25 protein-coding genes are annotated in these 25,555 nt (G+C 35.8%); 23 read left to right on the top strand and 2 right to left on the bottom strand.

The annotated features are described in order from the left end of the window. The first annotated feature begins 59 nt into the window (after positions 1–59). The 9 genes from rsmG (at position 60) to ACVPPR_RS09165 (ending at position 8,008) form a co-directional block, all read left to right on the top strand. Positions 60–794 carry a 16S rRNA (guanine(527)-N(7))-methyltransferase RsmG gene (rsmG, locus tag ACVPPR_RS09205; protein WP_462304243.1) on the top strand — a complete coding sequence of 245 codons (735 nt, stop codon included), beginning with the start codon at positions 60–62 and terminating at the stop codon, positions 792–794. A gap of 18 nt (positions 795–812) precedes the next feature. Further along, positions 813–1,655: a nucleoid occlusion protein gene (gene noc, locus ACVPPR_RS09200; RefSeq protein WP_462298526.1), complete on the top strand. Its 843-nt coding sequence runs from the start codon at positions 813–815 to the stop codon at positions 1,653–1,655. 6 nt (positions 1,656–1,661) lie between these two features. Beyond that, the gene (locus ACVPPR_RS09195) at positions 1,662–2,429 is read left to right on the top strand and encodes a ParA family protein (RefSeq protein WP_462298527.1); all 768 of its coding nucleotides are present in this window, start codon (positions 1,662–1,664) and stop codon (positions 2,427–2,429) included. Next, positions 2,419–3,300 carry a ParB/RepB/Spo0J family partition protein gene (locus ACVPPR_RS09190; RefSeq protein ID WP_462298528.1) on the top strand — a complete coding sequence of 294 codons (882 nt, stop codon included), beginning with the start codon at positions 2,419–2,421 and terminating at the stop codon, positions 3,298–3,300. The genes ACVPPR_RS09195 and ACVPPR_RS09190 overlap by 11 nt, the downstream gene beginning before the upstream one ends. Positions 3,301–3,314: 14 nt before the next feature. After that, positions 3,315–3,515 carry a DUF951 domain-containing protein gene (locus ACVPPR_RS09185; protein ID WP_462298529.1) on the top strand — a complete coding sequence of 67 codons (201 nt, stop codon included), beginning with the start codon at positions 3,315–3,317 and terminating at the stop codon, positions 3,513–3,515. Between the two features lie 22 nt (positions 3,516–3,537). Next, entirely contained in the window at positions 3,538–4,638 is a 1,101-nt protein-coding gene (gene ychF, locus ACVPPR_RS09180) for a redox-regulated ATPase YchF (protein WP_462298530.1), read from the top strand. A gap of 29 nt (positions 4,639–4,667) precedes the next feature. Next, positions 4,668–5,423, top strand: coding sequence for a DUF1129 family protein (locus tag ACVPPR_RS09175; RefSeq protein WP_462304242.1), 756 nt, complete (start codon positions 4,668–4,670; stop codon positions 5,421–5,423). 156 nt (positions 5,424–5,579) lie between these two features. Beyond that, the gene (gene guaB / locus ACVPPR_RS09170) at positions 5,580–7,067 is read left to right on the top strand and encodes an IMP dehydrogenase (RefSeq protein WP_462304241.1); all 1,488 of its coding nucleotides are present in this window, start codon (positions 5,580–5,582) and stop codon (positions 7,065–7,067) included. A gap of 185 nt (positions 7,068–7,252) precedes the next feature. After that, positions 7,253–8,008, top strand: a complete 756-nt coding sequence (locus ACVPPR_RS09165) for an SDR family oxidoreductase (RefSeq protein WP_462304240.1) — start codon at positions 7,253–7,255, stop codon at positions 8,006–8,008. Between the two features lie 83 nt (positions 8,009–8,091). On the opposite strand, the gene ACVPPR_RS09160 is transcribed toward ACVPPR_RS09165, so the two are convergent. Further along, a complete protein-coding gene (locus ACVPPR_RS09160) occupies positions 8,092–8,799 on the bottom strand; it encodes a hypothetical protein (RefSeq protein WP_462304239.1) in 708 nt (235 codons plus the stop codon). Between the two features lie 276 nt (positions 8,800–9,075). Here ACVPPR_RS09160 and ACVPPR_RS09155 point away from each other — a divergent pair, with 276 nt between their 5' ends. The 6 genes from ACVPPR_RS09155 to ACVPPR_RS09130 all read left to right on the top strand — a co-directional run bounded on the left by ACVPPR_RS09155 (position 9,076) and on the right by ACVPPR_RS09130 (position 17,100). Continuing rightward, a complete protein-coding gene (locus tag ACVPPR_RS09155) occupies positions 9,076–10,155 on the top strand; it encodes a lactate oxidase (RefSeq protein WP_462298535.1) in 1,080 nt (359 codons plus the stop codon). Positions 10,156–10,172: 17 nt separating this feature from the next. Next, positions 10,173–10,376, top strand: a complete 204-nt coding sequence (locus tag ACVPPR_RS09150) for a hypothetical protein (RefSeq protein WP_462298536.1) — start codon at positions 10,173–10,175, stop codon at positions 10,374–10,376. A 144-nt stretch (positions 10,377–10,520) separates the two neighbouring features. Continuing rightward, positions 10,521–11,207, top strand: coding sequence for a response regulator transcription factor (locus ACVPPR_RS09145; RefSeq protein WP_462298537.1), 687 nt, complete (start codon positions 10,521–10,523; stop codon positions 11,205–11,207). Between the two features lie 13 nt (positions 11,208–11,220). Next, positions 11,221–12,384, top strand: coding sequence for a sensor histidine kinase (locus ACVPPR_RS09140; protein ID WP_462298538.1), 1,164 nt, complete (start codon positions 11,221–11,223; stop codon positions 12,382–12,384). Positions 12,385–12,435: 51 nt separating this feature from the next. Beyond that, a complete protein-coding gene (locus tag ACVPPR_RS09135) occupies positions 12,436–13,785 on the top strand; it encodes a serine hydrolase (protein WP_462304238.1) in 1,350 nt (449 codons plus the stop codon). Positions 13,786–13,983: 198 nt separating this feature from the next. Beyond that, positions 13,984–17,100: a YhgE/Pip family protein gene (locus tag ACVPPR_RS09130; protein WP_462304237.1), complete on the top strand. Its 3,117-nt coding sequence runs from the start codon at positions 13,984–13,986 to the stop codon at positions 17,098–17,100. A gap of 60 nt (positions 17,101–17,160) precedes the next feature. Here ACVPPR_RS09130 and ACVPPR_RS09125 read toward each other — a convergent pair whose 3' ends face one another. After that, positions 17,161–17,766 (bottom strand): TetR/AcrR family transcriptional regulator, encoded by a 606-nt coding sequence (locus ACVPPR_RS09125; protein WP_462304236.1) that lies wholly within the window; start codon positions 17,764–17,766, stop codon positions 17,161–17,163. A 170-nt stretch (positions 17,767–17,936) separates the two neighbouring features. On the opposite strand from ACVPPR_RS09125, the gene ACVPPR_RS09120 reads away from it, so the two are divergent. From ACVPPR_RS09120 to ACVPPR_RS09085, 8 genes are all read left to right on the top strand, one after another. Next, positions 17,937–19,349: an MDR family MFS transporter gene (locus tag ACVPPR_RS09120; RefSeq protein WP_462304235.1), complete on the top strand. Its 1,413-nt coding sequence runs from the start codon at positions 17,937–17,939 to the stop codon at positions 19,347–19,349. 90 nt (positions 19,350–19,439) lie between these two features. Then, positions 19,440–19,676, top strand: coding sequence for a hypothetical protein (locus ACVPPR_RS09115; RefSeq protein WP_462298543.1), 237 nt, complete (start codon positions 19,440–19,442; stop codon positions 19,674–19,676). Positions 19,677–19,923: 247 nt separating this feature from the next. After that, positions 19,924–20,703 (top strand): AzlC family ABC transporter permease, encoded by a 780-nt coding sequence (locus ACVPPR_RS09110; protein WP_462304234.1) that lies wholly within the window; start codon positions 19,924–19,926, stop codon positions 20,701–20,703. A gap of 2 nt (positions 20,704–20,705) precedes the next feature. After that, positions 20,706–21,038 (top strand): AzlD domain-containing protein, encoded by a 333-nt coding sequence (locus ACVPPR_RS09105; RefSeq protein WP_462298545.1) that lies wholly within the window; start codon positions 20,706–20,708, stop codon positions 21,036–21,038. 128 nt (positions 21,039–21,166) lie between these two features. After that, positions 21,167–22,123, top strand: a complete 957-nt coding sequence (locus ACVPPR_RS09100; protein ID WP_462304233.1) for a hypothetical protein — start codon at positions 21,167–21,169, stop codon at positions 22,121–22,123. A 100-nt stretch (positions 22,124–22,223) separates the two neighbouring features. Further along, positions 22,224–23,285: an ABC transporter permease family protein gene (locus ACVPPR_RS09095; RefSeq protein ID WP_462304232.1), complete on the top strand. Its 1,062-nt coding sequence runs from the start codon at positions 22,224–22,226 to the stop codon at positions 23,283–23,285. Continuing rightward, positions 23,286–23,951: an ABC transporter ATP-binding protein gene (locus ACVPPR_RS09090; protein ID WP_462304231.1), complete on the top strand. Its 666-nt coding sequence runs from the start codon at positions 23,286–23,288 to the stop codon at positions 23,949–23,951. Between the two features lie 322 nt (positions 23,952–24,273). Then, a complete protein-coding gene (locus ACVPPR_RS09085) occupies positions 24,274–25,542 on the top strand; it encodes an ISL3 family transposase (protein ID WP_462304230.1) in 1,269 nt (422 codons plus the stop codon). The last annotated feature ends 13 nt before the right edge of the window (positions 25,543–25,555 follow it).

The raw sequence follows: 25,555 nt of genomic DNA, 5'->3' as shown, positions 1-25,555 counted from the left end.
TAAAGTTAAGCAGGACGTGAAACATCGTTTTGTTTCACAAATAACGGAGGGCCAGTCATATGAATCCAGAAGAATTTCGTCAAGCATTAGCCGAAAAAGACATTAAATTAACAGACAGACAAATGGCACAATTTGAAACTTACTATGAATTTTTAGTAATGACAAATGAAAACCTTAATTTAACAGCTATTACAGAAAAATCAGACGTTTATTTGAAGCATTTCTATGATTCTTTAACGCCTGCTTTCTATTCAAAAGAATTACAAAGCGAGCCCTTATCTATTTGTGACGTCGGCGCAGGTGCCGGCTTTCCTTCAATTCCACTGAAGATTGCTTTCCCGCAATTAACGGTGACTATTGTTGATTCGTTGAACAAGCGCATCAACTTTTTAAATGAATTGGCGGACAAATTAGATATTACAGGGGTTGCTTTTTTTCATAATCGCGCTGAAGAATTTGCGGGTAAAAAGAGTTTATATAGAGAACAATATGATATTGTGACAGCTCGTGCAGTTGCCAGATTGAGTGTGCTATCTGAATTATGTTTACCTTTAGTCAAATTAAATGGACAATTTATTGCCTTAAAAGCTCAAAAAATGGATGAAGAATTAACGGATGCTGAGTACGCTATTAATCTTTTAGGCGGACAAGTTGTAGCTAATCATGAGTTTAATTTACCAATCTCTGATGATGAACGTCATTTATTAGTGGTCGATAAAGTGAAATTAAGTCCTAAGAAATACCCTAGAAAAGCGGGCGTCCCTGGACGGACACCGCTTGTAGCTAAAAGATAGTCAGGAGGTCGTCAGAAAATGGCATTTTCATTTTTAGGAAATCGTAAAAATCAGCAAGAAGATGAAACGAATCAAACAAAAGTTAGTGACATTTCTGTTACGAAAATCGTGCCCAATCGGTTTCAACCTCGCCGTGTTTTTGATGATCAAAAAATTGATGAATTAGCACAAACTATCAAGGAACATGGGTTGTTACAACCTATCATTTTGCGAGAATATAAAACTGGAAAATATGAAATCATTGCTGGTGAACGTCGTTTTCGAGCAGTATCTTCATTAGGTTGGAAAGAAATTCCCGCGATTATTCAGAAGATGGATGACGACCAAGCGGCATCAATGGCACTCATTGAAAATTTACAGCGAGAAGAATTAACGGCAATCGAAGAAGCTGAGGCATACAGTAAATTAATGGACTTGAATCAGCTATCACAGTCAAAATTAGCTGAAGATATGGGTAAAAGTCAGGCATTTGTCGCAAATAAATTACGTTTGTTGAAGTTAGAGCATGAAGTACAAACAGCAATTATGTCGCAACAAATTTCGGAGCGTCATGGACGGGCAATGGTTAATTTAACAGCGAACGTTCAAAAAAAATTATTAAAACGTATTTTAAAAGAAAAATTAACGGTTAAAGAAACTGAAAAATTGATTGCCAACGATAAAATCAAACCGGAAGCAAAAAAAGCTAAAGAAAAAATCGTGAAAAAGGGTAATCCTGATAAACGATTGGTGGTTAATACATTGAAGCAGGCCGTTAAGATTATAGAAGATAACGGTGTGACAATTAAATCAAAACAAGAAAAAACTGATTCAGGATACCGTATCATTATTGATGTAGTTGAATCAAAAAAGGAGGGTTAATCAAACATGGGAATTGTTATTTCATTAGCAAATCAAAAAGGCGGCGTTGGTAAAACAACGACAAGCGTGAACTTGGGTGCTTGTTTGGCTGAATTAGGTCAACGTGTCTTATTAATAGATACAGATGCGCAAGGTAATTCAACGAGTGGTGTTGGTATTGAAAAATCAACAATTAAAAAAGATATTTATGATGTTTTAGTCAATGAATATCCAATCAAGGAGACCATCCTAGCTACAAGCCATAAAGGCTTAGATATTGTACCGGCAACGATTCAATTAGCTGGGGCTGAAATCGAATTAACACCACAAATGGCTCGTGAAACACGTTTATTAGATGCCATTAAAACAATTGAAGATCAATATGATTACATTTTGATTGATTGTCCACCATCACTTGGCTTGATTACAATTAATGCTTTTACGGCTAGTAAATCAATTTTAATTCCAGTTCAAAGTGAGTATTATGCTTTGGAAGGATTGAGCCAATTGCTTAACACGATTCGTTTGGTGCAAAAACATTTTAATCCAGATTTAGCCATTGAAGGGGTCTTGATGACAATGTATGACGCACGCACGAATTTAGGCGCAGAAGTTGTTTCTGAAGTTCAAAAATATTTTGCAGAAAAAGTATATGAAACAATTATTCCGCGAAATGTCCGGTTGTCCGAAGCACCTAGTCATGGGATGGCAATTATTGATTACGATCCTAAGTCGAAAGGCGCTCAGGTCTATATGGAATTGGCAAAGGAAGTGTTAAAAGCGCATGGCAAATAATAAAAAAGGCCTTGGAAAAGGGATTAACGCATTATTTCAAGATGAGCTTGATCAATATGATGACACAAAAGAATCTGTTGTTCGTCTGAATCTAGATGAAATTCGTCCTAATCCGTACCAACCGCGTAAAACTTTTGATGAAAATGCATTGAAAGAATTAGCTGCTTCTATTAAAAAATCAGGTGTTTTTCAACCGATTATTGTAAGAGAATCAGTCATTAAAGGCTATGAAATTATTGCTGGTGAACGTCGTTTCCGTGCATCTAAATTAGCTGGCTTGACTGACGTTCCCGCAATTGTTAGAACGATGACAGAAGAATCAATGATGGAAGTTGCCATTTTGGAAAATTTACAACGTGAAGAGTTGTCTCCTTTAGAAGAGGCAGAAGCTTACAATACATTGATGGAAAAATTAAATCTAACACAATCGCAAGTTTCAGAACGGTTAGGTAAGAGTCGCCCATACATCGCTAATTACTTGCGTTTGTTAGGCTTACCAAATGCAGTTAAGGAATTAATTCAAGCGGATCAATTATCAATGGGGCAAGCGCGAACGTTGTTGTCATTGAAGGATAAACAAAAAATTGGGGCATTAGCTAAAAGAACCGTTAAGGAAAACTTAACGGTTCGTGAGTTAGAAAAAGTGATTGCCCAAATGAATGGTGAAAGTAAAAAGAACACTAAAAAAGTGAACGAAGTTGAAAAATCAATTTATGTTCAACAAAGTGAAAATTTGTTGAAAGAGAAATTTGGAACGCAGGTTTCGATTCAACAAAGTAAAAAGAATCATAAAGGTAAAATTGAAATTGATTATTTATCAACGGATGATTTGAATCGTATTTTAGACTTACTTGATATTTCATTAGATTAGGAGGTTAGTCAGTTATGTATGATTTACATGATATTGTTGAAATGAAAAAACCACATCCCTGTGGGACTAATCGCTGGGAAATTGTTCGGATGGGGATGGATATTCGCATTAAATGCTTAGGCTGCGGACATCTTATTCTATTACCTAGACGGGAATTTGAAAAAAAGATGAAAAAATTGTTAGAAAAAGCAACACCAGAAGATAATACAAAATAAATGAAAAGAGTGACGTCTAATTATGGCATTAACGGCAGGAATCGTAGGATTACCAAATGTAGGTAAATCAACTTTATTTAACGCAATTACAAAAGCAGGCGCAGAAATGGCGAACTACCCATTCGCGACAATTGATCCTAATGTTGGGATGGTTGAAGTTCCAGATAAACGATTGACACGTATTGATGAAGTCGTTCCAGCTAAGAAAATTATTCATACAACTTTTGAATTTACGGATATCGCCGGGATTGTTAAAGGCGCAAGTAAAGGTGAAGGTCTTGGGAATAAATTCTTAGAAAATATTCGTCAAGTTGACGCAATTGTGCATGTTGTTCGTGCATTTGATGATGATAATATTACCCACGTTTCTGATAAAGTTGATCCAATGGATGATATTGAAACAATTAACTTGGAACTTGTTTTTGCAGATTTAGATAGTGTCACAAAACGCTATGCTAAAGTTGAAAAAGTTGCTAGAACAAAAGACAAAGATGCATTGGCTGAGTTTAGCATCTTGCAAAAAATCAAACCCGTTCTTGAAGCTGGACATGCTGTTCGCTCAATTGAATTTGATGAAGAAGAAGAGAAATATGTTAAAGGAATGTTCCTATTAACCAATAAACCTGTTCTTTATGTCGCTAATATCGCTGAAGATGATATGGCTGATCCAAGTGCTAACAAGTATGTGAAATTAATTGAGGCTTTCGCAAAAGAAGAAGGGTCAGAATGTTTAGCTGTTTCTGCTAAAACTGAAGAAGAAATTGCTGAATTAGATGATGCAGATAAGCTTGATTTCCTTGAAGCTGCTGGGGTTGAAGAATCAGGACTTGATCGTTTAATTAGAGCCTCTTACAAATTATTAGGCTTGGCTACATTCTTCACTGCGGGTGGTGCTGAAACGCGTGCATGGACCTTTAAACAAGGGATGAAGGCACCTCAAGTTGCCGGAATTATTCATTCAGATTTTGAACGTGGTTTTATCCGTGCTGAAACAATGTCATTTGATGATTTGGATAAAAATGGAAGTGTTGCAGCTGTTCGTGAAGCTGGGCGTTTACGTTCCGAAGGTAAGGAATATGTCGTGCAAGATGGCGATATTATTGAGTTCAGATTTAACGTCTAAATAAAATAAGTCAGTAGGAGTTGTTAATCATGGCAGATGAAAATAAAGTCGAAGAAACATCAGTTGAAGACAGAAATGCCACAGCTGCAGCAAAACAAAAAGAACATTTAGAAAAGGATACTAAATTACAATCTGAAGGTCCTTTTGCAGGATTAACAAAACGTAATGAAGATTATGTTTACCGTTTGAATGGTATTTTGACAGACTCGGAAATTAGTGATGAAAAACGAGATACTGTTGTTAGTGAGATTGTCGCAGAATTACGGACAGAACAACGTAAGGGTGTTACTGCAACGAAATTATATGGGCCCGTTAGTGCTAAAGCTGCTGACATCATCATGGGACCTCAGAAAAAAGCAGCACCCACAAGCAGTTTTTGGTTAACTGCTTTAGATAATGGGTTGATGATGTTATTAATCTTTGCTGGTATGTACGGTATCATGGGATTAATGAGCAAAACGAGTGCACAAGCGCAAAATGCTGGTGCAGGTGGCTTATTAACGTTAATTGTAACTTCAATTTTGGGTGGTATTGGTGCCGCACTTTTCTACCTAAAATATGGACCAAATGTCAAAAAAGAAGACAAACCAGCTTTCTGGATTACGTTGCTTGTTTTCGTCGCTTTTATTGCTATTTGGATTCTTGCATACATGTTAGTGGCATTGATTCCAGGGCCACTTAATGCAATGTTACCAGCTCCTGTTTACCTTGTAATTGCAGCTATCTCATTTGCAATCAGAATTTACGTTAAACGTCGTTTTAATATCAATCGAACAATGTTTTAAGTTGTTCAAATTTAGTAAAAGAGTTCAGGTTTGGACTCTTTTTTGCTAGAATCACGAACAATTATAAGTTAATAAGAATCGAACAATAGCCTTGACCAATGTTAAGTTTATCTGTTATGTTAGTAAACAAAATAAAATTAGAAAGTTGGTTTTAAGATGTCAAATTGGGAAACGAAGTTCGTAAAAAAAGGCTTTACTTTTGATGACGTATTGTTAGTACCTGCAGAAAGTCATGTGTTACCGAACGAGGTTGATATCAGCGTACAATTAGCTAAGAATATCAAATTAAACGTCCCAATTTTAAGTGCTAGTATGGATACTGTCACGGATTCTAAGATGGCGATTGCTATGGCTCGCCAAGGTGGATTAGGTGTTATTCACAAGAATATGAGCATCGAACAACAAGCTGAAGAAGTTAGAAAAGTAAAACGTTCTGAAAGTGGCGTTATTATTGATCCTTTTTATCTAACACCCCAACATTCTGTTGCGGATGCTGAACAATTGATGAAACGTTACCGCATTAGTGGTGTGCCAATTGTTGAAACTTTAGAAAATCGTTTATTGATTGGTATTATTACTAATCGTGATTTGCGTTTTGTTTCTGACATGTCAGTTTTAATTGACAGTGTGATGACTAAAGAAGGTTTGGTGACTGCTGCAGAAGGAACATCTCTTAAAGAAGCAGAAAAGATTCTCCAAACAAATAAAATTGAAAAATTACCTATTGTTGATCATGCTGGTCGTTTGACTGGGTTAATCACAATTAAAGATATTGAAAAAGTTGTTGAATTTCCTCATGCTGCTAAGGATGAACATGGTCGTTTACTTGTTGCCGCCGCTGTTGGTGTGACAAGTGATACATTCGAACGTGCGACGGCTTTACTGGATGCTGGTGTTGATGCTTTAGTTATCGATACAGCACATGGTCATTCAGCTGGTGTTATTCGTAAAATTACTGAAATTAGAGCAAAATTTCCAAAAGCAACTTTAATTGCTGGAAATGTGGCAACTGGTGAAGCAACTCGTGCTTTATACGATGCTGGTGTTGATGTTGTTAAAGTTGGGATTGGTCCTGGTTCAATCTGTACAACACGGATTGTTGCAGGTGTCGGTGTACCTCAATTAACGGCTATCTACGACGCCGCTGCGGTTGCTCGTGAATATGGCAAGACAATTATTGCTGATGGTGGTATTAAGTACTCTGGTGATATTGTTAAGGCGCTTGCTGCTGGTGGAAATGCTGTTATGTTAGGTAGCATGTTAGCTGGAACTGATGAAGCACCTGGCGAATTCGAAATTTATGAAGGTCGTCGTTTCAAGGTTTACCGTGGTATGGGTAGTTTAGCAGCCATGGAACAATCAAATGGTTCTTCTGATCGTTACTTCCAAAGTGGCGTTAATGAAGCTAATAAATTAGTACCAGAAGGTATCGAAGGCCGCGTGGCATACAAAGGTAGTTTAGCTGATATCATTTTCCAAATGGTTGGTGGCTTGCATTCAGGTATGGGCTACGTTGGCGCTGGTACATTGAAGGTATTACAAGATGATGCACAATTTGTTCAAATCTCAGGTGCTGGTTTAATTGAATCACATCCTCATGATGTTCAAATTACTAAAGAAGCACCTAATTACTCAGTTAAATAAAGATTAAAAGCAGGTCGGATTTCTTTTTAATTAAAGATATTTGACCTGCTTTTTATTTGGAAAGATTATTTTCCTATGCGATCTATGAATAGATGAGCATGTTATATAGGTATTATACATAGATCTGATTTTGAATTATAATATATAAGTATTAATTATAATTCAAAATAAAGGGGAAATTATAAATGGCTATTGAAAATAAAATTATCGTTATTATAGGAGCTTCTTCAGGAATTGGCGCAGCAACAGCTAAAAAATTAGCTGGCAAAGGTGCTAAAGTTATTTTAGGTGCACGTAGAGAAAATCGATTAAAAGAATTAGCTCAAGAAATTGGGGATCAAGCAAGCTATCAAGTCACAGATGTCGCTGATAAAAAAAGTGTTCAAGCATTAATTGATTTTGCGATAGCTAAATATGGCCGAATTGATGTTTTATATAATAATGCGGGTATTATGCCACGAGAAAAACTTTCTGAGGCTAAGTTTGAAAACTGGGAAAAAGAATTACAAATTAACGTGATGGGTGTATTACATGGGATTGGTGCCGTCCTACCTATTATGCAAAAACAAAATGATGGGTTAATTATCGCCACTGATTCAGTTGCAGGACATGTCGTTTATCCAGAATCAGCCGTTTACAATGGCACTAAATTTGCGGTTAGAGCCATCATGGAAGGGTTAAGACAAGAAGAAAGATTGCATGGCATTCGGTCATCAATTGTGTCACCTGGTGCAGTTGGCACTGAATTGAGTGCAACCTTGGATAATCCCGAAATGCAAAAAGAAATGGAAAAGATGTTCGCAGGGACAAGCCCTGAAGAACTACGAATGAATGTTCTTGATGCAGAAGACATTGCAAATGCAGTGGCATACATTGTTGATCAACCTAAACATGTGACTATTTCTGATATTATTGTGCGACCAACGGCTCAAGAAGTTTAAGCTAGGTTATTAATTAATAAAGGACAGAAAAAAACAGGTTCGATTTCTATACCGAAATCGAACCTGTTTTTTTATTGAATCGTTTAATCTTGTGTATGTTCGTCGTTAAATTTAGTATCGGTCATTTTTTTAGCGTCTGCCATAGTTGGATAAAAATGTTGACTCGCCCAGATACCAGCACCACCTGCTAATGTTAATACTGGGGTATTGTGCCCATTAATAAGTCTTGTTTTAACGCCGTAGTAAGTACCATCACCCGCGGATTGATACCAGCCTCTGACGTCAAGCCATTTTCGGCCATCAGAATCTCGCATTGATATAAATGAGCCCCAGTGATGCATTCTATAGGTGTCCGCTTTACTATTTCCAGCTGTACTAGAACCTGCCAAGAGTGCTTTGTCAGCAGCAGTTCGTTCACTGGTAGGATGTAATTCAGTAATGTCGCCATTTGTGGTGATTTTATTACCAGTAATTTTAATAGTATCAATTTTAGATTTGTATGAGTTATAGCCATACCAAGTTCCTATTAATGATGAATCGATGAGGTTAGTCGCCTTTTTGGTGCTTTCGGAACTGGCTTTTTGAGCACTTTCAGAACTAGCTTTTTGAGCACTTTCGGAACTAGCCTTTTGAGCACTTTCAGAACTAGCTTTTTGAGCACTTTCAGAGCTGGCTTTTTGAGTACTTTTGGAACTTTCGTGCTGACTTTTTGGTGCTTGGTTCCCACATCCAACAGTAACCAAAAGTGAAGAACATAACATAATGAATAACCCTAATTTCTTAACTAACACCTTAATCTCCTCCATATAATTATTCTTATAGAACAATAACTTTATAACATTTGGCGGAAAGAATTGCAACTGGCATTTTAGTAATGGATGACAGTTGGATAAACAGTGTGAGTGGTAATCGTATCGGGCTATTTCCAACAGATGAAATAGTGCCGATTCTTTTAAAATAGGGCAATTAGGTGTGTTAATTATTTTATCTAGAAATAAGTGTTATTTCTGGATATATTTATAATAAGAAGCTATACTTTGGTTATTAAATAAAGGGGATAAAATATTATGGCATATCAAGCAAGTCAAGAAGAGCATTCAATTGAAATTACAAATGTACAATCATTAGAAAAATTAGTAGAAGAGGGCATGGAAAAAGGTGCTTTTGGTTATATCGCTGGTGGAGCTGAAGATGAATGGACGTTACGTGAAAATACAGTTGCATTCGATCATAAACACATCGCACCCCGTGTATTGCAAAATATTGATAATCCAGATTTATCAACGACATTTATGGGTATTGATTTAAAAATACCAATGATTGCAGCACCAATCGCAGCACAAGGATTGGCTCATGAACAGGGTGAAATTGATACTGCTAAAGGGTTAGCTGCAGTTGGTTCAATTATGTCACTCAGCACATATTCTAACAAAACAATTGCAGAAACTTGCGCTGGTGGAACGGGTGGTCCTCAATTCTTCCAACTATACATGAGTAAAGATGAAAAATTTAACCGTTTCTTATTAGATCAAGCTAAAAAAGTTGGGATGAAAGCAATTATTTTAACAGCTGATTCAACATTGGGTGGTAATCGTGAAGCTGATAGTATTAATAATTTCACATTCCCTATTCCTATGGCTAACCTAGCTGAATATGGTGAAGGTGAAGGACAAGGAATTGCTGCAATTTATGCGAACGCTAAACAAACGTTAAGTTTAGCTGATATCAAAACAATCTCTGATTACACCGACTTACCTGTCTTTGTAAAAGGGGTTCAATCACCATTAGATGTTGATGCTATTATTGAAGCCGGTGCCAAAGGTATCTGGGTTTCTAATCATGGTGGTCGTCAATTAGATGGTGGACCAGCAGCATTTGATGTTCTTGAATCAATCGCTAAAAAAGTTAACAAACGTGTACCAATCGTCTTTGATAGTGGAATTCGTCGTGGCTCACATATTTTCAAAGCACTTGCTAGTGGCGCAGATGTCGTAGCAATTGGTCGCCCAATGGTTTATGGTCTTCATTTGGGTGGTGCACAAGGGGTTCAATCAGTCTTTGAACATTTAGCTAAAGAATTAACAATTGACATGCAATTAGCCGGAACAAAAACGGTTGATGCTATTAAAAAGACAGAATTAGTCTAAAGAAAAGGGGATAAATAATGTTAGTCATTGATTATGTTCATGGGGAAGATTTACAAGCAACTTACAAAACGGCTGCCGCTTTCGTTGCGATGATGCAATTAGAGGTACCCGAATTTGAAGATTATTATGTAATTACTAAAGTAACTGAAGCTGGTAAAGAAATTGAATTATCAGACAAAACAATGGGTGGTTTGTTCAACTACTTATTAGCACGTGGTTAATTTCTTTAAAGAAGAGAGCTTTCATTTTTATAATGGAAGCTTTTTTTGTTGCTACAAATAGTAGTCTTAAGCAATTCTTTAAAGTTATCGTGGGGGATATTTGATACAATGTAATTATAATTAAGAAAAGTCAGGAGACATCCAATGAAAATTTTAGTTGTAGATGATGAAAAAGAAATTGTTGATTTAATCTCTATTTATTTAAAAAATGAAGGTTATGAAGCTGTCACTGCTCAAAATGGTCTTGAAGCGATTGAAAAATTACAAGAAATGCCAGAAATAGGCGTAATGATTCTAGACGTGATGATGCCTAAAATGAACGGAATGGATGTTATTAAAGAAGTTCGTAAAACTTCTGAGATACCAATTCTGATGGTTTCTGCCAAAACAGAAGATATGGATAAGATTCGGGGATTGATTACGGGGGCTGATGATTACGTTGTTAAGCCATTTAATCCACTAGAAATTATGGCTCGTGTAAAATCATTGCTCCGTCGTAGTCAGAATTCAAATCCAGTTCCTGATGTTGCACTTGAAATTGGACCATTAATTATAAAAAAAGATTCTCATGAAGTTCAAACGGTTGAGGGAAATGATATCCAATTAACTGCCTTAGAATTCGGAATTTTATATTTATTAGCCTCACATCCAAATCATGTTTATTCTGCTGATGATATTTTTGAGCAAGTATGGCAACAAGAATCAATTATTTCAGCAAAAACAGTCATGGTTCATGTTAGTCATTTGCGTGATAAAATAGAAGCAGCGACAAATGGTGATGATATTATCAAAACCGTTTGGGGCGTTGGGTACAAGATAGAAATGCATTAGTGAGGGGATATCTTTGAAATTAACCGGTAGAGAAAAAAGTGAATTAATCGGTGAAGGATTCATCACGATTATTTTATTAGTTTTACTGAATTTATCAATTTTTATCTTATTAAATCAAACGATTGCTTCTAATCCAGGACTTAGAAATGGGATATTCCAAATAAAGACAGCATTAACATTTGGACCCAATGATTTCAATATCTGGAGTTGGGGCAACGTTTTTATTGCGTTCATGGTTATTGTGGATGTTGTTGTTCTTTATTGGCGATTAATTCGACGTTATCGACAAATGCAGTTACGACATGTTATTTCAGAATTACATTATATTGCGGATGGTCATTATGATCATCAAATCTCATTTAAATTACAAGGGGATATGGCACGGGTGGTCTCAAGTATTAATGCGTTGGTTCAAAGTACGATTGAATCGATGGAAGAGGAACGTCGAATTGAGAATTCGAAAGATGAGCTGATTACTAATGTTAGTCATGATATTCGAACCCCATTAACGTCAATTATTGGTTACTTAGGTTTAATAGAAGATAATCAATATAATTCACAAGAGGATTTGCTATCTTACACACATACGGCATTTGTAAAATCAAAACAAATGAAAGTTTTGGTGGAAGATCTATTTGAATATACAAAAGTCCGTCAAACATCGACGCCGATTAATGCGATTGACTTCGATATGAATCAAATGTTAGCGCAGTTAGCGGCTAGTTTTGAGTTTGAAGCCAAAAATAAAGGGATGGTTATTACTAGCGACACGACCCCTAATCCATTAATGATGGAAGCTGATACTGACAAATTAGGTCGTGTGTTCAATAATTTAATTTCTAATGCCTTAAAATATGGTTCTGGTGGGAAACATATTTATTTAGATGCGGAAAAAATTGGTCAGGAAGTTATCGTAAAAGTGTCTAATGATGGCCCAAAAATTCCTGAACAATCACTTAACCAGTTGTTTGATCGCTTTTATCGAGTAGAAGAATCGCGTTCCCAAAAAACAGGAGGTACGGGCTTAGGACTCGCTATTGCTCAAAGTATTGTGACACTTCATGGCGGGTATATTTATGTTATTTCAAATGATGATCTGACTAGTTTTGTGATTCATTTACCACTTAATAAGGACAAAAAGCTGATTAGAAAGCAAGAAGAACAGTTGCAAGAATAGGTATTATTAGGTATTCTTAAAGGACTAAGAGAAGTTAGAGGGTAAAGGAAAATGACATTTTTAAAACAGACAAAGAAATTCGTAATTGGCCTTATTTCAGGTGCAGCATTATTTACTGGGGTCACAGCAATTGGACTTCACGATGTTAAACAAGTATCAGCAGCAACAACAAGTTCAACTGCGATTAACTTAACGGCAAAAGCCGCTTTAGCAATTGATGCAGATACGGGTCAGGTTATTTATGAAAAGAATGCTGATGCGGTCTTACCGATTGCATCGATGTCGAAATTAGTTTCGATTGATATTATTTTGGACCAAATTAAAAGTGGTAAGTTAACTTGGGATCAAAAAGTTAAAATTGATAATGATTCTTATAAAATCAGTCAGGATACCTCATTGTCAAATGTGCCATTGAGTAAAACGAAGACATATACAGTTAAAGAATTGTATGATGCCAGTTTAATTTATTCAGCTAATGGTGCTATTATGGCATTGGCTCATCAAGTTTCTGGAACACAAGCAGATTTCGTTACGTTAATGCGCGCAAAAGTTAAGTCATGGGGTATTACAGACGCAAAACTTTATAATGTATCTGGACTAACAAATAGTGATATTAGTAAAAATGATCGTTACCCTGGTTCAGCTAAGTCAGATGAAAATGCATTGACAGCTAAAGATATGGGAATCATCGCTAAAAATTTACTTAAAAAATACCCAGAAGTCTTGAAAACAACCAGTATTAAACGTAAATATTTCGATAAAGGCACATCTGACCAAACTTTAATGGAAAATTGGAACTGGATGTTACCTGGTTTAGCTAAGGCTTATACTGAATTACCTGTTGATGGCTTGAAGACAGGGACATCAGATAAAGCGGGTGAATGTTTCACAGGGACTGTCAAAAAAGACGGACATCGAATTATTACGGTGGTTTTAGGATCATCGCATAAAAGTCAGACAGATGTGAGTCGTTTTAAAGATACACAAAAAATTATGTCATATGTTTTTGATGTGTTTAATGTTAAAACAATCAAAGCTGGTACGACATTTAAAAATGCCGATAGTTTACCTGTATTCCATGGTAAAAAATTAACAACAAAAGTAACGCTTAAATCTGACCAAAAAGTTTGGTTAAAAAAAGGCGAAACAGTTAAGAATGTTATTTCAGCTAAAGTTTCAAAAAATGAAAAATTAGTTAAAAAGACAGGATTAGAAGCACCAATTAAGGCTAACAGTAATATTGGTACGCTTAAATTAACGGGTAAAGATAGTGCATTAACTTATGTTGATGGCGCAAAATCACTTTCTGTTGTTGGAACAAACGAAAAAGCAATTGAAAAAGCGAATGTTTTCGTTATTATGTGGCGAGCAACTGCTAACTTCTTCAAAAATCTATTTTAAACCAATAAAAATCATCTGTATTTTAAGATGATTTTTTTGTCTATCTAGGTTAAGTTAGTGACACGAAATTAAAGAAACATTAAAAAGAAAATAAAAAGTAAAAAAAATTTGTCCTTCGTGGACATTTGATGTATATTATAACGTATCGATAAAAGTTTACATAAGTAAAGATAATTAACTAAGGGGGCACCAATTTCAATGAAAATGATCAAAAATGAATTTAAATTTGTTGGAAAGAATAAACTTATTCTTCTTTCAACAATCGTTATTATGCTCATTCCCATTCTATATGCTGTTTTTTTCTTGAAATCAGTTTGGGATCCATATGGTAAAACAAGTGAGCTACCAGTAGCGGTTGTGAACAACGATAAATCCGTTAAATATAACGGTGAAACCTTGGATGTTGGGGACCAACTTGTGAAAGAGTTGAAGAGTAACCACCAATTGAAGTGGACATTTGTTTCCGAAAAACAAGCTAAACAGGGGATGAAAGACAACAAGTACTATACAACTATTACGTTGCCTGAAAACTTCTCTTCTAACGCTGCAACATTGTTGGATACAAATCCTAAGAAAATGCAAATCACTTACGATACCAATGCATCACGTAACTACATTGGTGAAGTTATTAGTGAAGCAGCAGCAAAACAACTAAATAGTCAAATTCGAGAATCAGTTACGAAATCATACGCAACGGCTATTTTTGATCAAGTTAAAACAATCGGTAAAGGCTTTAAGACAGCTGCAACTGGTTCAAAAACATTATCTGATGGTACGGTAACATTGAATGATGGGTTAAATAGCTATATTACTGGTGTTGGTACTGTTAACGATGGTGTTCAAACATTATCAACGAGTGTTGTGCCATTAAAAAATGGCGTTCAAAAATTAACAACAGGTGCGGGTTCATTAAGTGCTGGATTATCGAAACTTAATGGAAGTACAGGCGAATTAGCATCAGGCGTTACGAAGTTAGATGATGGTTCAACAACATTGGCAAGTGGCGTTAAAACGTACACGAATGGTGTTGGCACTGTTAATACCGGATTACAAACATTGAATGGAAGCACTGGTGCACTAGCATCAGGTGTTACGAAGTTAAATGATGGTTCAACAACATTGGCAAGTGGTGTTAAAACGTACACGAATGGTGTTTCTTCATTGAGTGACGGTTTGGGAGAATTAAGTTCAAATTCTAAAAAATTGAACGCGGGAACAAGTGAGTTGGGAACTGGTGTTGCACAAGTTCAAGCTGGTAATCAAGCATTGACCGCAAGTCTAAAAGAATCTGCTACTAAAATTAATGAGGACTTAAAGAACCTAACTACTGTTGGTTCGGATAATACAACTGGTGAAGAAAAATTAACAGAGGGTCTTACAGCATTAGATGATGGAATAACAAAATTAAATTCTGAATTAAATGGTGCAGATACACCTGATATTGATGCTGACAAATTAACAGCAGACTTGACTCAAATTGGGGCTAATACAAAACTAGTTGGGGCTAAAGCAACGGATGCTGGTTCACAATTGAGTGCTTTAAATAATAGTCTTTATAGTACAACTAACGCTTCTAGCGTTGCTGCACAACTTAAAGGAGCACAAGGTAACATGGCTGCATTGGCTAGTTTCTTACAATCAGCTGAATTTAAAACTTTAGCAGCATCAAACCAAACCTTGGCTAAGAGTATTGCTGATTCCGTAACTGGATTAGGAGGCAATCTTAAAACTGCAGGCGAAAGTTTAACAGCATCAGGAAGCAACGTTGCAACGATTAAAACAGACTTATCTGATATGACAACACCATTGACTGACAATGGTGATAAATTGACAGATATTCAAACGCAATTAGTAGTTGTTAAAGAATTAAAACCTAAGTTACAAAAATTAAAAGATGGCGTTGCTAAGTTAGCAGCCGGAGGGGAACTCCTGAATCTCTCAAGTGATGCGATTACTCAGTTAGTCGCTGGTTTGACAACTGTTGAAACTGGATTAACACAACAAGGAAATACACAATCTACTATGGGTGCCATCCAAGCAACAGAATTATTGAATGATGGGTTAAGCCAAATCAAAACTGGATTAAATGGAACAAGCAAGACACCTGGATTGATTCCAAGTGTCCAAAAATACACAGCTGGAGTTTCAACTGCTAATGTTGGTTCTAAACAATTAGCTGGAAACAACAGTGCACTAGTATCAGGCTCAGGTCAATTAAGTACAGGCCTATCAACATTAAATGGTTCAGTACCAACCTTGACATCAGGAGTAAGTCAATTAGCAAATGGCTCATCACAATTAGCAGCAAATAGTGGTGCACTAGTATCAGGCTCAGGTCAATTAAGTACAGGATTAACAACGTTGAACGGTTCAGTACCAGCATTGACATCAGGCGTTGGTCAATTAGCGACTGGATCAGATACATTGTCAAATGGGTTAGTTAGCTTGAATGATCAAGTGCCAACACTTGTTTCAGGTGTTAGCCAATTGGCTGATGGTACTCAAAAGCTAGATGATAACTCAGATAAATTGGGTAATGGTTCTAAATCACTTAAAAAGGGTTCAAAAACGTTAGCTACTGCGCTTAAAACAGGTTCAGATACTGTAAACGGCATTAAAGCAACTAATAAAACAGCTTCAATGTTTGCTGCACCTTCAGACTTGAAACATAAGAACTATAGTTATGTCCCTAATTACGGACATGCTTTAGCACCATATGTTCTTTCACTTGCGTTATATGTTGGGGCAATCGTCTTTAACTTTGCTTTCCCAATTCGTAAGATTTCAACAGAAGGTCAATCAGCAACTGCATGGTTCTGGAGTAAAGTTGCTATCGGAACAGTTGTTGCCATTGGTATGGCGGTTATTGAAGTTACTGGTATGCTTATCTTCGGATTACAAGCAAACAGTATTGCTGAAACATACTTAATTGCAACAGTCTTCTCATTAACGTCGATGTACCTTGTTATGGCACTTGCTATGGCATTCGATAACCCTGGTCGATTCGTGGCTATGGTTCTTCTGATGTTACAACTTGGTGGTGCTGGTGGTACATTCCCAATGGAAGTGACGAATAAATTCTTTAACGCTATTCATCCTTTCTTACCAATGACGTATTCTACCTTAGGATTCCGTGAATCATTAACATCTGGAATGGGTAGTGGTCAAATTGGAACGAGTGTCTTTGTTCTTGTAATCTTCGCTGTCGTTTCATTAGTTCTACTATGGATTGCAATGCAAGTTCTCCAAAATATTGGACTTGCTGGTAAATCACAATTAGATGATAATCAAAAATTACAAGATTTAGAAAAATAAGTGCTACAAAAATAAGGTCACGCAGAATTAATTTCTGTGTGGCCTTATTTTTTTTGGTTATTATTCTTTTTGCTGTGCCAAAATAGCAGGTAAAACGATGTGATCAACAATCCGGACTGCAAAATCGGTCACAAATTGGGTAGTCATATCATTGGGCGTCATCATGGCTTGGTATTGCAATAAATTAAAAGGTAAGAGCTTAATATCATCAGTGACAGTGTGCTGAATTTCGCCATTTAATTGAGCTTGCGATAGTAATTGTTCCATTAAATATAAATTTTGTTGACGCATTTGAGTTGAATATTTTTGAACAGAGGGGGTGTCTCGGCCTAGTTCAAATAAGAAGGCACGCATGAACTGAGGGGATGCATCGAAATGACTAAGTACCGAAATTAAATTATCACGAAGTGTCTCACCAGAAAAATCAATAGATGAATAGTCAGTCACTTCATCTTCAGAGAAGTAAGTAACGGCATCTAAAAGCAAATCAAAGGGTGTTTTCCAACGTCGATAGAGAACAGGACGTCCTGTTTTGGCAAGTCGCGCCACATTTGAAAAAGTTACATTTTCATAACCTGATTCATTCAAAATAGTAATAGCCGATTGGAAAATAGCCTGGGTCAATTCTTTTTTCGTCATACGAGTTGCTCTTTCGTTATCAATCATAGTCTTCAAGTCCCTTCATTTTAGGTGAATTAAGTATAACATAAATACAGAATGAACTTAAAATAGATACACGATGTAATTAAAGTTTGCATTTTATAACAATTAAGGTTATAGTTATTTTCGTAGAAAGATACACAGTGTATCTAAAATAACTATTAGGAGATTTTTATATGAAAACTAAAAATACAAAGCTTGATCCAATTCCACGTGAATTGGTTATTATGTCATGGATTATGGTGCTTGGTATCATGGCGCCAATGCTAGATTCCACAATGGTTAATATTGCAGTTAACCAATTAAGTATCGATTTTCACGCCAGTTTAGCACTTGTTCAATGGACTGTTACCGGCTTCATTCTGGCTATGGGTGCTGCTGTACCATTTTCAAGTTGGTTAGTGATGCGTTTCTCAGGTAAGACTGTTTATCTTTGGGCAGAAATTGCTTTTGGAGTTGCTTCATTATTATCAGGTATTTCTTGGAATATCGAGTCATTAATTATTTTCCGTTTGATTCAAGGTTTCGCTGGTGGCTTACTTATGCCAGTCATGTTTACGTTATTAGTTGATTCAGTCGGTGGTAACAGAATGGGTCGTATGATGGCCATTATTGGTCTTCCAATGACACTGGGTCCAATGGTTGGTCCGATTATTGGTGGTTTGTTAGTTCAATATCTATCATGGCGCTGGATTTTCTTCGTCAATGTGCCAGTTGTTATCGTTGCTGCAATATTACTCACGTTTAAAGTGCCACAAGTTGCACCAAAGAATAAGACCATGCCATTTGATTATGTCGGTGTCGCCTTGCTTATCGCAATCTCCACGACAATTGTGTACGGTGTGGTGCAGGCCAGTACGAAAGGGACGTTTAATAATGCCACCACATTAGCTTATGTTGGTGTTGGAATGATGCTTGCGTTCATTTATATAGGTTATGCACGAATGAATAAAGAAAAGGCGGTTATGCCACTACATTTATTCAAACATCGTAACTTTTCGGGTTCAATGTTAGGTATCTTCTTATCAGGATTTGTTACATCAGGGCCTATGTTACTCTTACCTCTTTTCTTCCAAGATATTCGTGGTGAAAGTACCATCATTGCTGCAGTATCACTGATTCCACAATCAATTGGCATGTTAGTTTCACGAACAGCCATTGGTAATTTAATTGATTCATTAGGTGCGCGTTGGGTCACAATCATTGGTGTAGCTGTGACATTAGTTGGAACAATTCCGTTCATGTACTTTGATGCATCGAGTCCTTATGTATTAATTGCGTTAGTCATGTTCATTCGAGGTATCGGTGGCTCAGCAATCAAATCGGCTACTCAGGCAGATGCTTATGTTGGGTTAGATAAATCAGATTCAGCTGCAGCATCACTTAGTTCAAATCTATTCCAACAAATTGGATCTGGATTTGCGACAGCCGTCTTAGCCACAGCTGTGACAGCGTATAACACAAACCATCATGTTTCTAATATTGCCCAATTAGCGCATACGTATCAGTATGGCTTCATGTGGTCGACAGCACTTGTTATCGTCATTTTGATTCCGGCCATGATGTTAAGTCATAAAGTCAAAATATAAGTTGGGTTTAGATAATGCTAATAGTCGTAATAATAGTGGAAAAGCGTTATACTGTAAATATTAATGTTTAAACCAATAGGAGGTCAAATTATGTTAAGTCATTTTGATGAAAAGAATATTGAAGTTAACGAAAAAGGTACCCCGTTCACAGTGGATACACGAGTTAGCTTCGAAACAAATAATGAGTTCTTTACTGGCGTCGTTGAAAAACAATTAAAAAATTCGGCTATTATTAAATTCGATAAAGAATTTCTTAAGAATGAAACAGCTGAAGAATTGAAACAAAAAGTTGTTATTAATTATGCAGGATTAGAATTAATTAAGTAGGACTAGAGGCTAGCGTGCTTATTTAACGCTAACCTCTTTTTTAGATAACTAGTTGTGGGTAGGGTATTTATAGATACAAATTTTATGGTAATCTTAACGGGTCGTATCGTCGAACCAGACATATTTTTAGCAAATAGCGCATTATTGGATAACTTTTTGATTAGATTTATTAAATAAAGAGTATTAAAAAATAGATGTATGCTATAATTTATAGCGCAAAACCATTTTATGTTATTGGAGGACTATCGTGAAAGAAAAGGAAAAACGCTGGCTGACAGTTTTCAAAATTGTGATGCCACTTTGCCTGAGTTATATTCCAATTGGACTCGCATGTGGGATTTTATTACATGCAGCAGGCTTCAATACGATACTAGCAGGATTAGTTTCCGTGCTTGTTTTTTCAGGTGGTGCACAGTTTTTGATTGCATCAATGCTGACAATTCACTCACCAATCCTTTCAATTGTGACAATGTTATTTTTCCTTGAATTGCGTTACGCGTTATTAGGCGCTAGTTTATCGCAATATATTCGAGGGACTAGTCGTAAATTCTTATACATATTTGCGGCATCAATGAACGATGAAAATTACGCAGTTAATTATTTGAAGTTTGCAACAGATAAAGAATGGAAACCAAAAGATGCCTTAATGGTTGAACATTATTCATTACTATTTTGGGCAATGAGTAATGTTGTCGGTAGTTTAATTGGTGCTGGATTAAAAATTGATTTAAGTATCGTTGAATTTGCATTAACGTCATTATTTATTTATATGATTGTCATGCAACTTAAAAATTACTTAACGATTATTATTAGTATCCTATCAGGTATATTAGCCATTGTCTTTATGGCCCTATTCCAAAGTACAATGGGATTAGTTGTTGCAACATTATTAGCCTCTTTTATTGGATTCATTATAGAACATGAAATCGTCAGAAAAGGTAAACGTAATAAGTTGCTGAATACGATTAAGCCTAGAGCAAGTCGACACACAATAAATAGAAAATCTAAAGTTTCTGAGGAAAAATAATTATGGAAATGACATCAATGGAGCATCTTTTATTAATTGTTTTATCTGCAATTGTTGCTTATTTACCTCGATTTATTCCATTACGAGTTTTTTCATCTCGAGAAATTCCAGAATGGTTTAATGAATGGATGAAATATGTACCTGTTGCTTTATTTTCGGCATTAGTTTTTAAAGACCTTTTTATTAATTCAAAATTCCAATTTGTGGGTGTAGATAACGTAACAAAATTAATAGCTGCCGTAATTGTATTTGCGATAGCTTATCGAACGAGATCAATGGGTCTATCCGTTGTACTCGGACTTTGCGCAATAATGTTATTATCACTCATCTTATAAATATAAATTAAAAAAATAAGAATTCAGTTTCTCTATGAGACTGAATTCTTATTTCTGATTAGTGGTTGAAGGGCATTCCATGATATAATAACCGTAAGTTAAATATGATATTAAGAGGTGTGGTTAAGATGAAGAAATGGGTATGGGGACTAGTTGTAATCGTTATCGTAGGGATGTTCGGTGGCTACGGTTTAACGAAGCATGCAGAAGCTGCAAAAAATTATAATATAGCAATGAAAAAAGGTAAAACTGCCATTAAGAATGCAGAATATACTAAAGCTGAAAATTCTTTTGACGTTGCACTACAAAAAAAGTCAAATGATGCAACAGCACAAGCTTATAAATTACAAGTGATGCATTATAGGACGGCGCTCGATAAAGTCGAAGCCCGTCAGTATGCTAAGGCACAGGATTCAATTAGCGTCGTTTTAGCAGACCATGACGCATCAGTTGTGATTAAGAAGCGAGCAACAAATTTAAATAAAGAATTAACAACAGTGATTAAAAAACGGGCATCATTTACAAAAGATTATAATGCTGCAATGAACTTAAATGCGCAATATAGTTATACAGAATCAAACACAAAATTAGCTGAAATTTTAAAAGATAGTAATATCGATAAAAGTTATTACTCAGATTTAAAGAAAAAGGCAACAGCCTTACAACAAAATAATGATAAACAATTAGTAACTATTGGTTATCCAACAAGTAGTTCAGAAAGTTTGGTAACGTCACAAAGTAGTCGTAATAGTAGCGACAGTAGTAGTGATTCTTCTAGTGCAAAAGGGTACAGTAATCCTGCTTCTAGTGCAAAAACGAGTTCATCAGCTACATTGACATCAGAAGAACAGGCTGCTGCAAAATCGTATTCAGGTTCAAACGAATACACAACAAGTTCATCAGAGTTTGTGGATGGCAATGGTAAGAAAATCTCAGCATCTCGTATTCAGGCAGCACGTGATTCAATTAAATTTGCTGGCGTAAATCCTAATGCATTTAGTGATTCAGATGTTGCTAAAATCATTAAACAAGCTGTTAAAGAAACAATGAGTGTTAAAGCTATCGCAGCACGCGACTATAAATAAGTTAATTATTTGTAAGAGCATGATTCCTAGTTTTGTTGGGAATCATGCTCTTTTCTTAAAATTAAAGAGGTATTTCATAGTAAAAAAGGAGGAATGTTAGATGTATTTAGCTATTAAAGAGATTAAACATAACAAGTTTCGATACGGACTTATCATTTTCACTATTTTTCTAGTATCCTATCTGATTTTTTTCTTAACGGGATTAGCTTTTGGACTTGCGAATAATAACCGTTCGTCGATTGATAATTGGCACGCAGATAGTGTGGTTATCGACCAGTATGCGAATGATAATTTAGCATCTTCTGAGATACAAATGGATACACTTCCTAAAATTTCAGGCGCAAGTGCTGATTGTGCCTATTTAGGACAAATGATGGGTGTTGCTAGTCGAAGCAATGAAAAAAAAGCTGACATTAGTGTATTTGGTATTCAATTTAACCAATTTTTGAAGCCCAAATTAGTTCAAGGAAGAATGCCACAAAAGGCTAATGAAGTGGTTGTTGATAATGGGTTAGAAGCAACTAAATTAGGACAGAAAATAAAGATTAATAACGTAGATCAAGTCTATAAAGTGGTTGGGATAACGACTGGGAATAAATATACAACAGCACCAGTCGTTTACTTACGCTTAACGGATTATCAGATGTTGCGTTATGGATCGAACGATACGTCTAAAAAAATAAGTGCCGTTGTTTTGAAAAATTCGGCCAAAATCAAAAAAGATAAACAATTTGCGACATTAACGATGAAAAAATTAATCAATAACATTCCTGGATATGGTCCTGAAGTAAAGACCTTTACGTTAATGATTGGGGCATTATTCGTTATTATTGCGTTTATTGTCGGCATCTTTATGTACATTTTAACGATTGAAAAAACAGCAGTTTACGGCGTCTTGCGTGCTCAAGGAATTTCAAGTAGCACCTTAGTCAAGAGCCTTATCTGGGAATCATCGTTGTTAGGTTTAGCTGGAATTGGATTGGGAATTATTGCAGATGTGGTCACGGCGTTATCCTTGCCTGCTGCCGTACCGTTTTTAAATAATGCCTTCTTAGTTATTGGGTTCTCAGTTGTTTTATTAATGATGATTATTCTGGGCTCACTATTTTCAATTTTTAAAATCTTACGTGTTGATCCACTTGATGCAATTGGAGGTGTCTAAATGAGTTTAATGCGATTATCTAACGTTTCTAAAACATTTGGCAAAGGTGATAGTGCTAAGTTAGCGCTTAAAAATATTGATTTGGTTGTTGAACCAGGAATGTTTATTGGCTTAACAGGACCATCTGGATCAGGGAAAACGACGTTGCTAACCATTATGGGCAGTTTACAAGGGCCAAGTGAAGGCGATATTTATTTCAAAGATCGAGAAATTGGTAAATTAAGTGAAAAGGAACGAACTAGTTTACGATTTAATGAATTTGGCTTTATTTTACAGGGGTCAAATTTAGTGCCATTTTTAACTGTTTTAGAACAATTTGAATTAGTGAATAAAATGCATGTTAAAAAAGAAAATAAAAATCCTGAAACCATGTTACGTGAATTAGGCGTGTGGGATCAACGAAATCAATATCCTGGTAGTTTATCAGGTGGACAAAGACAACGTGTCGCAATTGCTAGAGCTTTGTTTGGTCAGCCAGAGTTAATCTTTGCTGATGAACCAACGGCTAGTCTGGATAGTGCCAGAGCTAAGCAAGTTGCTCAACAGTTGGCTGATATTACTAAAGCAACCGGACAAACGATTATCATGGTGTCACATGATGAAGATGTATTGGCTTATACGGATCAAACCTTCTTCATGCGAGATGGTCAATTAACAGAAGAATAGGTATTAAATAAACACAAAGTAAACAAACGTTTATATGATAAGGCTTTCAGGTTCTTCGTCAACTGTTGTTGTTGAAGAACCTGAAAAGGCATAGGAAAATAAAAAAAGACCAACTTTCGATTTTATAAAATCGAAAGTTGGTCTTTTACGGGTCTACAATATCTGTTGTTGGTAATAGAAATTAATTCTATTACTAATAACAGTTTTTTTGTATAATGACAAAAAAAGACCCAAAAGCCATAAGACTTTTGGGTACGGTTTATCCAAATCCATTATCGTTCAACCACCACAGATGAATTAATAAGAAAGAAGGAATCTCCGCATGTCTAATCATACTAAATTTTGGCTTGGAATAGAAGACAATAATCTAATGATTATTGATTATGAGACATCTAATGATGGTGTCACCAGGTTTAACGGTATTCTCGATTACCAGCCGAAGGCTTGTCCCAATTGCGGTATTAAGCACGAAGGTCAGATAATTAAGTATGGTTGGCGTCAAACAACCATTCGTTATCCTAAAGTATTAGGAAAAAATATTATTTTGTCTCTCAAACGCAGATATTTTAAATGTAACGAGTGTCAATCATACTTTTTAGCTCAAACTAGTGCAGTCCCTAAGAACTGTACGATTTCCAATACTTCTAGAAAACTCTGTTTAACTAAATTGACAGAACCCGTTTCTTTAACTCACATTGCTGATGAAATTTCGACTTCTGATTCCTTTGTAGGTCGTATTCTCATGGCCTCTGAACGGGATTTTAAACTTAATTATAAATTTTTACCCAATGTTCTACTCCTTGACGAAGTCAAGAGTACTAAATCTGCTACAGATGCCATGAGTTTTGAATTTATGGATGCTAGTAATCATGAATTAATCGATTTTTTATCTTGTCGACGACTCTACCAAATACAACGCTATTTTTATCGTTATTCAGCTACAGCTAGAAAAAACGTGAAGATTATTGTGACTGATATGAATTATACCTATCCTAAACTAGCCAAAGAAATCTTTCCTAATGCGATTGTTATTATCGATAAATTTCATATTATCAATTCAGTGAATCGTGGATTCACCAAAACTAGAATCAAACTTATGAAAGAACTGCCAACATCATCACAAGACTATAAGGCCCTAAAACGTTACTGGAAGCTCCTATTAAAACCGGCTGAAAATCTGGATTACAAGAATTTTAAAAAATGGACCTACTTTCCATACTTAACAACAGAAATTGATATCATTGACCATTTACTAAGTTTAAATCCAGAATTGAAAAAGGCATATGAACTCATGAACCAAATTAGATCAGCCCTTCACCTAAAAGATTGGAAGTCCTATGATTCAGCAATTAAAAACACCGAAGGTTGTTCCGAAGAAATGACTAAAAGTATTGAAACGTTGTTTCTTCACCATTTTGAAATTAAAAATACCTTTAATCATCATTATTCTAACGGTCCTTTAGAAGGCACAAATAATAAAATAAAGGTCATTAAACGCGTTAGTTTTGGTTTTAGAAACTTTTATAGATTTCGCATCAGAATATTTTATACCCTTAAGATTCATACAAAAAAAGGCCTAATCACTAAGTGATTAGAACCTTCAT

The sequence above is a fragment of the Dellaglioa sp. L3N genome, assembly GCF_054941095.1.
This window is presented reverse-complemented; position numbering and strand designations above follow the sequence as displayed.

Bases quoted from the DNA above. Each gene is read 5' to 3' on its own strand.
- rsmG (WP_462304243.1), top strand. From the start codon at position 60: ATGAATCCAGAAGAATTTCGTCAAGCATTAGCCGAAAAAGACATTAAA.
- noc (WP_462298526.1), top strand. From the start codon at position 813: ATGGCATTTTCATTTTTAGGAAATCGTAAAAATCAGCAAGAAGATGAA.
- ACVPPR_RS09195 (WP_462298527.1), top strand. From the start codon at position 1,662: ATGGGAATTGTTATTTCATTAGCAAATCAAAAAGGCGGCGTTGGTAAA.
- ACVPPR_RS09190 (WP_462298528.1), top strand. From the start codon at position 2,419: ATGGCAAATAATAAAAAAGGCCTTGGAAAAGGGATTAACGCATTATTT.
- ACVPPR_RS09185 (WP_462298529.1), top strand. From the start codon at position 3,315: ATGTATGATTTACATGATATTGTTGAAATGAAAAAACCACATCCCTGT.
- ychF (WP_462298530.1), top strand. From the start codon at position 3,538: ATGGCATTAACGGCAGGAATCGTAGGATTACCAAATGTAGGTAAATCA.
- ACVPPR_RS09175 (WP_462304242.1), top strand. From the start codon at position 4,668: ATGGCAGATGAAAATAAAGTCGAAGAAACATCAGTTGAAGACAGAAAT.
- guaB (WP_462304241.1), top strand. From the start codon at position 5,580: ATGTCAAATTGGGAAACGAAGTTCGTAAAAAAAGGCTTTACTTTTGAT.
- ACVPPR_RS09165 (WP_462304240.1), top strand. From the start codon at position 7,253: ATGGCTATTGAAAATAAAATTATCGTTATTATAGGAGCTTCTTCAGGA.
- ACVPPR_RS09155 (WP_462298535.1), top strand. From the start codon at position 9,076: ATGGCATATCAAGCAAGTCAAGAAGAGCATTCAATTGAAATTACAAAT.
- ACVPPR_RS09150 (WP_462298536.1), top strand. From the start codon at position 10,173: ATGTTAGTCATTGATTATGTTCATGGGGAAGATTTACAAGCAACTTAC.
- ACVPPR_RS09145 (WP_462298537.1), top strand. From the start codon at position 10,521: ATGAAAATTTTAGTTGTAGATGATGAAAAAGAAATTGTTGATTTAATC.
- ACVPPR_RS09135 (WP_462304238.1), top strand. From the start codon at position 12,436: ATGACATTTTTAAAACAGACAAAGAAATTCGTAATTGGCCTTATTTCA.
- ACVPPR_RS09130 (WP_462304237.1), top strand. From the start codon at position 13,984: ATGAAAATGATCAAAAATGAATTTAAATTTGTTGGAAAGAATAAACTT.
- ACVPPR_RS09125 (WP_462304236.1), bottom strand. From the start codon at position 17,766: ATGATTGATAACGAAAGAGCAACTCGTATGACGAAAAAAGAATTGACC.
- ACVPPR_RS09120 (WP_462304235.1), top strand. From the start codon at position 17,937: ATGAAAACTAAAAATACAAAGCTTGATCCAATTCCACGTGAATTGGTT.
- ACVPPR_RS09115 (WP_462298543.1), top strand. From the start codon at position 19,440: ATGTTAAGTCATTTTGATGAAAAGAATATTGAAGTTAACGAAAAAGGT.
- ACVPPR_RS09105 (WP_462298545.1), top strand. From the start codon at position 20,706: ATGGAAATGACATCAATGGAGCATCTTTTATTAATTGTTTTATCTGCA.
- ACVPPR_RS09100 (WP_462304233.1), top strand. From the start codon at position 21,167: ATGAAGAAATGGGTATGGGGACTAGTTGTAATCGTTATCGTAGGGATG.
- ACVPPR_RS09095 (WP_462304232.1), top strand. From the start codon at position 22,224: ATGTATTTAGCTATTAAAGAGATTAAACATAACAAGTTTCGATACGGA.
- ACVPPR_RS09090 (WP_462304231.1), top strand. From the start codon at position 23,286: ATGAGTTTAATGCGATTATCTAACGTTTCTAAAACATTTGGCAAAGGT.
- ACVPPR_RS09085 (WP_462304230.1), top strand. From the start codon at position 24,274: ATGTCTAATCATACTAAATTTTGGCTTGGAATAGAAGACAATAATCTA.